Here is a 9,178-nt window from a genome sequence, read left to right on the forward strand (position 1 = left end):
GCAAGCTGTGTGTGCAAATATGCGAAAGCTCATTCATATATGTTTTGGTGTAATAAAAAACCAAGAAGCGTTTAAGCTCCAAGAAAGTTAAATACGACCTTGAAGCTTAAAATGAGAGATGGTATCTCCTGGACCCGCACCAATTATATAAACATTGCCGCTTTTAGCACTGCGACTATTTGAGCTCGTTAACTTAGCAACAAGCTTATTTAGCCACACGTTTTCAATACCCGAAAAATAAGACAATACACTCATACTATTCCCCTAAGCCACAGCTGTTGTAACTTTTGGTTCAGAGCTTATAAATACACTTCCATCTTCAATTTTTGCATTAAAAACCGGTAAGTGTATTGCTTCTGCTTCTAAACATTCGCCTGTTTCTAGGCAAAAGTGTTGCTTATATAAAGGCGATGCGACAACTAATTTATTGTCGATTGAGCCAATAATACCACGTGATAATACATTAGCTTTGCCAATTGGGTCGTAGTTACTAATAGCAAACACAGCCGTTGGATTTTGTGGAATGTAAAAAATAGCCACTTGCTGATTATTAACTAATGCACATACGCCGCTATTAGCCACTAGGTTGTCGATTGTTCCAATATTATGCCAAGACATCAGCTTGCTCCTCTTCAACTTCCATTACTGGAATACGGTTTTGTGTATTACGTTGCTCACGTTTTTCGGCTTCTGTAGCAGGGCGAATTTGGTTACGCTCTTGCACAAATAGAATGTTGTCGTCGGTTTCGGGGCTATTAACAAACTGGCGGAATCGTTTGGCAGCATCTGGGTTTTCAATTGCTTTTTTCCACTCACACGCATAGGTTTGTGTAATTAATTCCATTTGCGCTTCTAACTCGTCGCAAATACCTAAGCTGTCGTCAATAACTACGCTTTTAAGGTAGTCTAAACCGCCTTCAAGATTTTCCATCCATACCGATGTACGCTGTAATTTGTCAGCCGTTTTAATGTAAAACATAATTACACGGTCAATGTATTTAATCAGTGTTGGTGTGTCTAAATCGGTCGCAAATAAATCAGCATGGCGAGGGCGCATACCGCCATTACCACACACGTATAAGTTCCAGCCGTTTTCGGTGGCTATAATGCCAATATCTTTACTTTGTGCTTCGGCGCATTCGCGGGTACAACCCGATACCGCCATTTTAAATTTATGCGGTGCACGTAACCCTTTGTAGCGGTTTTCAATTTCAATTGCGTGTCCAACGCTGTCTTGCACACCATAACGACACCACGTACTACCCACACACGATTTAACGGTTCTGAGTGACTTACCATAGGCATGACCGGTCTCAAATCCGGCTTCTATAAGTCGCTCCCAAATAACAGGAAGCTCTTCTAAGCGCGCACCAAATAAATCAATACGTTGACCGCCAGTTACTTTGCAGTACAGGTTAAAGTCTTTGGCTACTTGTCCAATTACAATGAGTTTGTCGGGCGTTATTTCGCCACCCGCAATACGCGGTACCACAGAGTACGAGCCATCTTTTTGCATGTTTGCTAGGTACGTATCGTTAGTGTCTTGTAAGCCAACATGAGCGGGTTCTAAAATGAAGTCGTTCCATGTTGAGGCTAAAATAGAGCCAATGGCAGGTTTACATATTTCACAGCCATGACCGCTACCGTGTTTAGTTAGTAAGTCATCAAAGCTTTTAATGCTTTCTACTTTTACCATGTGCAGTAGTTCTTGGCGTGAATACGCAAAGTGCTCACATACATGGTTGTTTACTTCAACTCCACGACTTGCTAATTCGTTATCAACAACTGATTTTAATAATGCCGCACAACCACCACAGCCGCTTGCTGCTTTAGTACATGATTTTACCGAGGCTAAATCGCATGAGCCGCCATCAATTGCACCTACAATGTCGCCTTTACTCACATTGTGACACGAACAAATAGTGGCGGTGTCGGGTAGGGCACTGCCCGATAACGACGGCGCGCCGCCGCTGTCTGGTAAAATTAAACACTCAGGGTTTTCTGGTAAGTCCATGTCGTTAAGCATGTACTGTAATAAAGTATCGTAATCGCTGGTATCGCCAACAAGTACAGCGCCCAGTAATTTATCGCCTTTTTCACTTAGTATGATTTTTTTATAACAGCCGCGAATAGCATCTTGATATATAAGTTCTTTACAGTCTGGCGTTTTTGCATGAGCGTCGCCAATTGAGCCTACTTCTACGCCTAACAACTTAAGTTTAGTACTCATATCAGCACCTAAAAACTCAAGCTCGCCACCACTTAACTGGCTCGCTGCAACGCGCGCCATGTTGTAACCTGGTGCAACTAAACCAAATAGTTTTTTGTCCCACAGGGCACATTCACCAATGGCTAAAATATCAGGATCTGACGTTTGGCATTGGTTATTAATAATAATACCGCCGCGTTCACCAAGCTCTAAATCAGCAATTTTCCCTAGCTGATCATACGGGCGAATACCGGCAGAGAATAAAATCAGGTCTGTTTCTAAAAATGTTTCGTCCGAAAAACTTAATCTAAAGCGTTTGGTTTCGCCTTTTACTATTTCGCTGGTTGCCTTTGATGTATGTACCGTTACGCCAAGTTTTTCTATTTTATTTTTTAGTAGCGTACCGCCTTGCCCATCAAGTTGAACAGCCATAAGCTGCGGTGCAAACTCAACTACGTTGGTATCAAGCCCCAGTTGCTTAATGGCATTTGCAGCTTCAAGCCCCAACAAACCACCGCCAATAACAACACCGCTTTTACTTACAGAGGCACTGGCTTTTATTTGTTCTAAATCTTCTAATGTGCGATACACCAAACAATGAGGTTGGTCGTTACCTTTTATAGGCGGCACAAACGGAAACGAACCTGTCGCGAGTATCAGTTTGTCGTATGGGTATTGCTCACCGGTTAATGTGGTCACTATTTTTGCTGTTCTATCAATGCCTTCAACCCACTGGCTGGTATGCACATTAATATTAAGCTGTTTGTAGTTGTCGTGAGTGGTAAGTGCTAAATCGGCGGCTGTTTTGCCATCAAATACACTTGATAAGTACACGCGATCGTATGCAAGATTTGCTTCTCCGCAAAGTACAGTAATGTCTGCGTTGGCATCGCTTTGGCGCATTTGCTCAACAAAGTGGTGTCCGACCATACCATTACCAATAATGAGTATTTTTTGCGAGGTTTGCATAGGGCATTCCTTAAAGTGACGGTTTAAATACAATTAACAAAAAAGCCCGCCACAAATACGCATTATGCATAACTGTGTGCGGGCTTCTTTGCCGATGGTTGCTAATAGCTATTGTGCTAACAACCTAAATTTTTGCCGTAAGTAAAACGGGCTTGTTAATAGAATGTTTGCAAAAATACAGCCAGTTTTTTAAGTTATTGTTTAAATAGTATTAAATGTGTTTTTAGAGTGAGGATAAAACCTGTTTTGTTATATGTTGGTGCGCGCCTGGCACTAAGAGGGTGCAAGTATTGTCATTGTTTTGTGCATTATCAGTCAATAAAACACCCATTATCATTCATTGTGTATTGCGTTAAATTTAACCCATGAAATATGCACACGAATTACGATCAAAATGACTAACACAAACTCAATAGATGCTTCCCCTTTTCATGAAGGCGAGCTGGCAATACAAGACAAACTCGGTAAACGAGAAATAATGGCAACATTTGGCAAACGTGCTGTGCGCTCATTTATGCCAGAGCAGCATCAAGCCTTTTTTGAGCAGTTACCATTTGTGGTTGCAGGCAGTGTTGATGAAAACGCTGATCCGTGGGTATCTATTGTTTCAGGTATGCCTGGCTTTTTAAGCTCACCCACACCCACATCATTATTAATGACCCACGCGGTTGATAAAAACGACCCCTTACATAACACGTTAAATATTGCCGGCTCGCCAATTGGTTTATTAGGCATTGAGCTAAGCACGCGTAGGCGTAACCGTTTAAATGTGCGCGTAGGTGAGGTAATTAATGATAATCAGGTGAGTTTTTGTGTTGATCAATCCTTTGGAAATTGCCCGCAGTATATTCAAACGCGCGACTTAGTGTTCAACACAGACCCTTTACTTAAAAGTAATGCACTGCAAAAAGTTGAATTTAATACACTTGATAACGCAGCTAGTGCGTTAATTGACACCGCCGATACATTTTTTGTTTCGAGTTTTATAACCGCAAAAAACAACCCAGAAATTGAAGGTGTTGATGTTTCTCACCGTGGTGGGTTGCCGGGTTTTGTAAAACGCAAAGGCAACACATTAACGATTCCTGATTACGCAGGTAACAATTTTTTTAATACCTTAGGTAACTTTTTATTAAACCCAAAAGCAGGTTTGTTATTTCCTGATTTTGACACGGGTAATGTATTAATGCTTACTGGCAGCGTTGAAGTTTTATGGGACGGGCACCCAGAGCTTGAAGGCTTTATTGGCGCAGACCGAGGCTGGAAATTTACCCTCACTAAAGGAATGAGGCTTAAAAATTTACTCCCGTTTAGTGCTAAATTTGATGCTTATTCCCCTAACACTAAAATGACGGGCACATGGCTTGAGGCTGATAAAAACAAACAAGCCGAAAAACTAAAACATACTTGGCAGCCTTTAAAAGTAACTAAAATAATTAAAGAAAATAATGTAATTACCTCCTTTTATTTAGAAGGGCATAACAATACAACCTTGTTACCGTTTAAAGCTGGGCAGCATTTAACTGTACAAATACCATGTAAAAATAGTAGCAATAGCAATAGCAGTAACAGCAAACCTGTTATTAGAACCTACACCGTGTCATCGAGCCCTCATGAACTATTTTATCGGTTATCGATTAAAAAAGAGCTCAGTGGCGAGGTGTCTAACTACTTTCATGATGAGGTAAAAGTAGGCGACGTTATTTTAGCTAAATACCCACAAGGGCAGTTTTTTATTGACCCAACTAGCGCCAAACCAGCAGTACTAATTGGTGGCGGGATATGTATTACACCTATGATCTCAATGGCTAAACATATTGCCAATGAAGGGTTAAGAACCCGCTATACACGCCCTTTGCATATTTTCCATAGTGCTAAAAGTGCCCAACAGCGTGCGTTTTATAACGAGCTAAAAACACTTGCAGATACGAGTGGCGGGGCAATTGATTACTACTCACTTTTATCTCAGCCTGAGCTTGATGAAAAACAAGGCGATGGCTTTAACGTAAAAGATGAGAGTTTTAATTTAAAAGACGAAAGCTTTGATTTAAAAGGGCGCATAAATGCGGATGTGTTTAGGTATTATTTACCACTTGATGATTACGAGTTCTTTTTATGTGGACCGCAAGCGTTTATGCAACACGTATATAACGAGCTGTTATTGCTCGGTGTGCAGGATAAAAACATATTTGCTGAAGCATTTGGACCCTCCAGTATTAAGCGCAAAGTACTTAACACAAGCGAAGCGCCTAATAAAAGCAAAGAGATTAGCGTAGAAGAAGCAGACAACACCATCATTAAATTTAGTAAATCGGGCTTTGAACAGCGCTGGAATAAAGGCGATAACACTATACTTAATGTAGCCGAATCCCATGGCTTAGAACCTGAGTTTGGCTGTCGAAACGGCAGTTGCGGCAGTTGCGCTGTAAAAATAAATGCAGGAGCTGTGGTGTATCGCAATACCGTAAGTTACCCAGTAGAGACAGGGCAGGCGCTAATTTGCTGCGCCGTACCTGCTAAAGGCGTTGAGGTGCTTGATTTAAATCTGTAGTGTTTTGAAATATAGCGTTTTTATATACAGCGCTTTTAAATACAAAACTATGCGCTAAAACTAAAACAACTGTTTTTTGTTAAACAAACGGAGCGTTTTAAAAACGCTCCGTTGAATTACTTTTATTAAAACTCAAAATTAAAACTGACCGTAAGTCTTCTTCCGTCTAGCACAACGCCGTAGGTTTCATTGGTCACTACACGGTTTGTAACATTGTATAAACCAGCCATTACTTTCAGATTATCAGTCATCCAATATTGTGCGCCTATGTCCATCATGGTGTAGCCGGGTGTACCATCACTTAAGCTTGTACGGCTTAAATAGTCAGTAGTTTCACCACGGTAGTTTACACGACTCCATAAATTTATCGTGTCACTCGCATCCCAGTTTAAGGTTGCATTAGCCATACTCTTGGGTATTTTATTTAAAGGCTCGCCTGCAAAGTCTCCAGATTTTTGCTCAGAGTCTGTAAAAGAGTAGTCAGCTTTAAAGCGAAGGTTGTCGGCAATACGGTAGTTTACAGTCGCTTCTACCCCTTGCATTTCTGCCTCTGAAATATTTTTTTGCGTACTCAAAAATTGATAAGTGTTCCCACTGAATTCACATTGATAGTTTTCAAAATCATTTCTATCAATATTTTCACTAATACAGTAGCGATCTTCTGCTTTTTTATCATCAAAATCAGTATGATAAAACGTTAAGCTGGTCGATAGTCCAATTTTAGGATCGTTATAAATAAAACTAACTTCGTAGTTAACGCTAGTTTCTGGATCTAAGTCAGGGTTACCTATTATCAGGGCACGTGAAATGGATGTTCCAGTGGAAGATAGGTTAGGAGATCCGCCCCCACCTGTGCCTCGACCAAAGCCTGCAGTAGCTTGAGATAATGAAGGCTGAGTATATCCTGTAGAAACCCCTCCTTTAACAGTAAAGCGGTTATTTGCATGCCAGTTAGCATAAATCCTAGGTGACCAATGAGAACCAAATTGCTCATCGTTATCGTATCTTAAACCGGTAGTTATGGATAAGTCTTTTATAAAGTTCCATTCAACCTCAGTAAATAAAGCCCCAATCCATCGGTCAACAGTATCACTGGCAATAGCCACGTTGGCATCTAGTAAACCATTCGTTTCGTCAACAAGTTCTTCGGTTTTATATCGTGCGCCCACAGTGTAAATATGTTGCTCTGCTGCATAAGTTGCAGATGTATTAAACGTAATTATTTCTTCTTTTTTATCTTCATCTTGCACGCGTTCAGATAAATCTTGCTGAATATAAGTGTTTGTTGTTAATTTTCCGTAATTACCCATATGGGTGAGGGAGTACATTTGTTTTTCAAATTCGTACTGTGAGCCTTCTGCATCAATAGCTATTGAGTTACCTGGTGTATGCTCAAAATCAATATTTGATGTATCGTAGGCTAGACTCACCTTGTTTTTATCATCAACGGCCCAGTTAAATTTAACCCCAAATTGGGTTGTATCTGAGTCTGGGCGGCTAGCAGTAGCGTCGCCACCGCCAGAGTAATCACTTTCATCTGTATGTTGTATTGAGCCTGTAAGCTCCATGCCTAATACATCTTTAATTAACGCACCGCCAGCGTAAAAGTCGGTATTGTATTGATCATTACTCACATCATTCATAGATGAAGTATAGCTTGCGGCTAAGCTTGCGGCCCATTGTTGTGGAGCAGTACGAGTAATAATATTAATCACTCCGCCCATTGCTTCAGAGCCGTAAAGTGATGACATAGGACCACGAATAACTTCCACACGTTCAATCATTGCAAGTGGTGGAATACCTATTTGTTTACCCCCATCTGAGCCATTAGTATTTACTGAACGACCTGCCGAAAGAGGGCGACCATCGACAAGGTATAATGTGTATTGATCATCCATACCACGGATACTAATATCTTGCATATTACCGCCACCAGTTACATATACGCCTGGTATATCGCGAACAGCATCAACAACAGTGGTATAAGATTGTTTACGTAGCTCTTCTTGTAATATGACCGAAATAGATGCAGGGGCATCTATAATTTTCTGCTGATAACCGGTTGCCGTTACAACCATTGTTTCCATTTCATTTGTTTTTTCTGCCGCTGAAGCGCTCATGGCTATAGGGATCAAAATAGCGAGAGGTAACTTTTTACAGGTCAATGGTACTAACTTCGACATTGATCGTTTGGACATTAAAATGTTCTCCTTTACATATAGGCCTAAATTCAAGAGTGCAAATGATAATACTTACTGTTATCATGTAAAGGGAATTAAGTGGAACAGTGTGTTGCCAAAGTTGCAACACATGTTGATCGTTTGCTCGTGTAATGGCTAGTTTATTAGCATGTAAATTAGCCGTCACTGAGCGTATTAAACGCAGTAGGGATGTTGCAATGCCTCAATTTAAAGAATTACGTAGTTTTGTCTCTGTGGTTAGTTCAGGAAGCTTATCAAACTCGGCAAAAGCACTGCAGTTATCTAAATCAACTATTAGCCGACATCTTAAAAACTTAGAGCAAGATGTAGGGAGTATTTTACTTAAAAGAATGCCTAACAGCTTGGTGCCTACAGAGGCAGGGCTGTGTTTTTACGATTATTGTGAGCAAATACTAAGTATAGCGAAAGAAGCTAAACAAGAATTAGACACCTTAGATGAAAAAGTACAGGGTGAAGTAGTTATCTATGTTGATAGCGGCTTATTAAGAGGCTGGCTAGGTGATGTTGTTACTCAGTTTTTAACGCGCTTTCCAGATGTTAGCGTGACTTTTAAAACAGATATAAAATCTAACTCAAACCAATGGCAAGACAATATTTTGCTTTGTATGGGACAGTTACCTGAATCCAGCCAACGCCAAGAAAAACTCTGTATTCTTTGGCAGGGGGTATTTGGTAGTAAAGATTACTTTAAGTGTAATGGCTATCCTAACTCACCGGAAGATTTAATAAATACTCACTGGTTACAATTAATTGGCAATAAAAATGAGCAGTTAGTTATGACAAACCAAGGAGGAGAAACATTAAGTGTACTAGTTCCTTCGTCACGAATTCAGTCAGATCAGTTGGTGTTACAAGGAGATGCAATAAGCCAAGGGCATGGGCTTGGTTTACTGCCTCTATGGCAAGCAAACATGCGTCTTAATGCTCACCCCGAATGCTTTGAGCGTTGTTTAAAAGATTGGGTAGGTCATCCTGTTCCTATTTGGTTATGTTATCCTTTTGGCAAATTAGCCAAAAAGCAGCGTGCTTTTATAGAGCATATAAAAAGCAATTTACCGCAGGAATGGGATAATGAGCTTTGCCAAGAAATGTAAATTTTATTGTAACTATTCACCAAGACAAATTATTTTCTAAGGATCTTTTTTAGCTATTGACTGATCCTGCCAGTATGCCAAGCTAGAGCTATTACCCTATCGCTCTAGCTTTAATGAATTTAAACAGCATAAA

Annotated in this window: 5 protein-coding genes and 1 pseudogene; 2 read left to right on the forward strand and 4 right to left on the reverse strand. The window is 40.4% G+C overall.

Going from position 1 to position 9,178, the window contains the following annotated elements; genetic code table 11:
• Nucleotides 1-123: 123 nt before the first annotated feature.
• From H4J63_RS18755 to nirB, 3 genes and pseudogenes are all read right to left on the reverse strand, one after another.
• Nucleotides 124-255 (reverse strand): annotated as a pseudogene (locus H4J63_RS18755) (uroporphyrinogen-III C-methyltransferase); the annotation flags it as partial.
• A 9-nt stretch (nucleotides 256-264) separates the two neighbouring features.
• Complete coding sequence (gene nirD, locus H4J63_RS18760) at nucleotides 265-618, reverse strand: nitrite reductase small subunit NirD (RefSeq protein ID WP_002959861.1); 354 nt, start codon at nucleotides 616-618, stop codon at nucleotides 265-267.
• Nucleotides 605-3,178: a nitrite reductase large subunit NirB gene (gene nirB, locus H4J63_RS18765; RefSeq protein WP_182197954.1), complete on the reverse strand. Its 2,574-nt coding sequence runs from the start codon at nucleotides 3,176-3,178 to the stop codon at nucleotides 605-607. Before nirB ends, nirD begins: the two co-directional genes overlap by 14 nt.
• Nucleotides 3,179-3,572: 394 nt before the next feature.
• On the opposite strand from nirB, the gene H4J63_RS18770 reads away from it, so the two are divergent.
• A complete protein-coding gene (locus H4J63_RS18770) occupies nucleotides 3,573-5,729 on the forward strand; it encodes a pyridoxamine 5'-phosphate oxidase family protein (RefSeq protein ID WP_182197955.1) in 2,157 nt (718 codons plus the stop codon).
• Between the two features lie 125 nt (nucleotides 5,730-5,854).
• On the opposite strand, the gene H4J63_RS18775 is transcribed toward H4J63_RS18770, so the two are convergent.
• Nucleotides 5,855-7,927 (reverse strand): TonB-dependent receptor domain-containing protein, encoded by a 2,073-nt coding sequence (locus H4J63_RS18775; RefSeq protein WP_182197956.1) that lies wholly within the window; start codon nucleotides 7,925-7,927, stop codon nucleotides 5,855-5,857.
• A 134-nt stretch (nucleotides 7,928-8,061) separates the two neighbouring features.
• Here H4J63_RS18775 and H4J63_RS18780 point away from each other — a divergent pair, with 134 nt between their 5' ends.
• A complete protein-coding gene (locus tag H4J63_RS18780) occupies nucleotides 8,062-9,045 on the forward strand; it encodes a LysR family transcriptional regulator (protein ID WP_182197957.1) in 984 nt (327 codons plus the stop codon).
• Nucleotides 9,046-9,178: the final 133 nt, after the last annotated feature.

Source organism: Pseudoalteromonas sp. 5Ae-yellow (genome assembly GCF_014077565.1).
Lineage (GTDB): Bacteria > Pseudomonadota > Gammaproteobacteria > Enterobacterales > Alteromonadaceae > Pseudoalteromonas.

Excerpts from the sequence above, each read along its gene's own strand:
- nirB (WP_182197954.1), bottom strand. The coding sequence starts at position 3,178 with ATGCAAACCTCGCAAAAAATACTCATTATTGGTAATGGTATGGTCGGA.
- H4J63_RS18780 (WP_182197957.1), top strand. The coding sequence starts at position 8,062 with ATGGCTAGTTTATTAGCATGTAAATTAGCCGTCACTGAGCGTATTAAA.
- nirD (WP_002959861.1), bottom strand. The coding sequence starts at position 618 with ATGTCTTGGCATAATATTGGAACAATCGACAACCTAGTGGCTAATAGC.
- H4J63_RS18775 (WP_182197956.1), bottom strand. The coding sequence starts at position 7,927 with ATGTCCAAACGATCAATGTCGAAGTTAGTACCATTGACCTGTAAAAAG.
- H4J63_RS18770 (WP_182197955.1), top strand. The coding sequence starts at position 3,573 with ATGACTAACACAAACTCAATAGATGCTTCCCCTTTTCATGAAGGCGAG.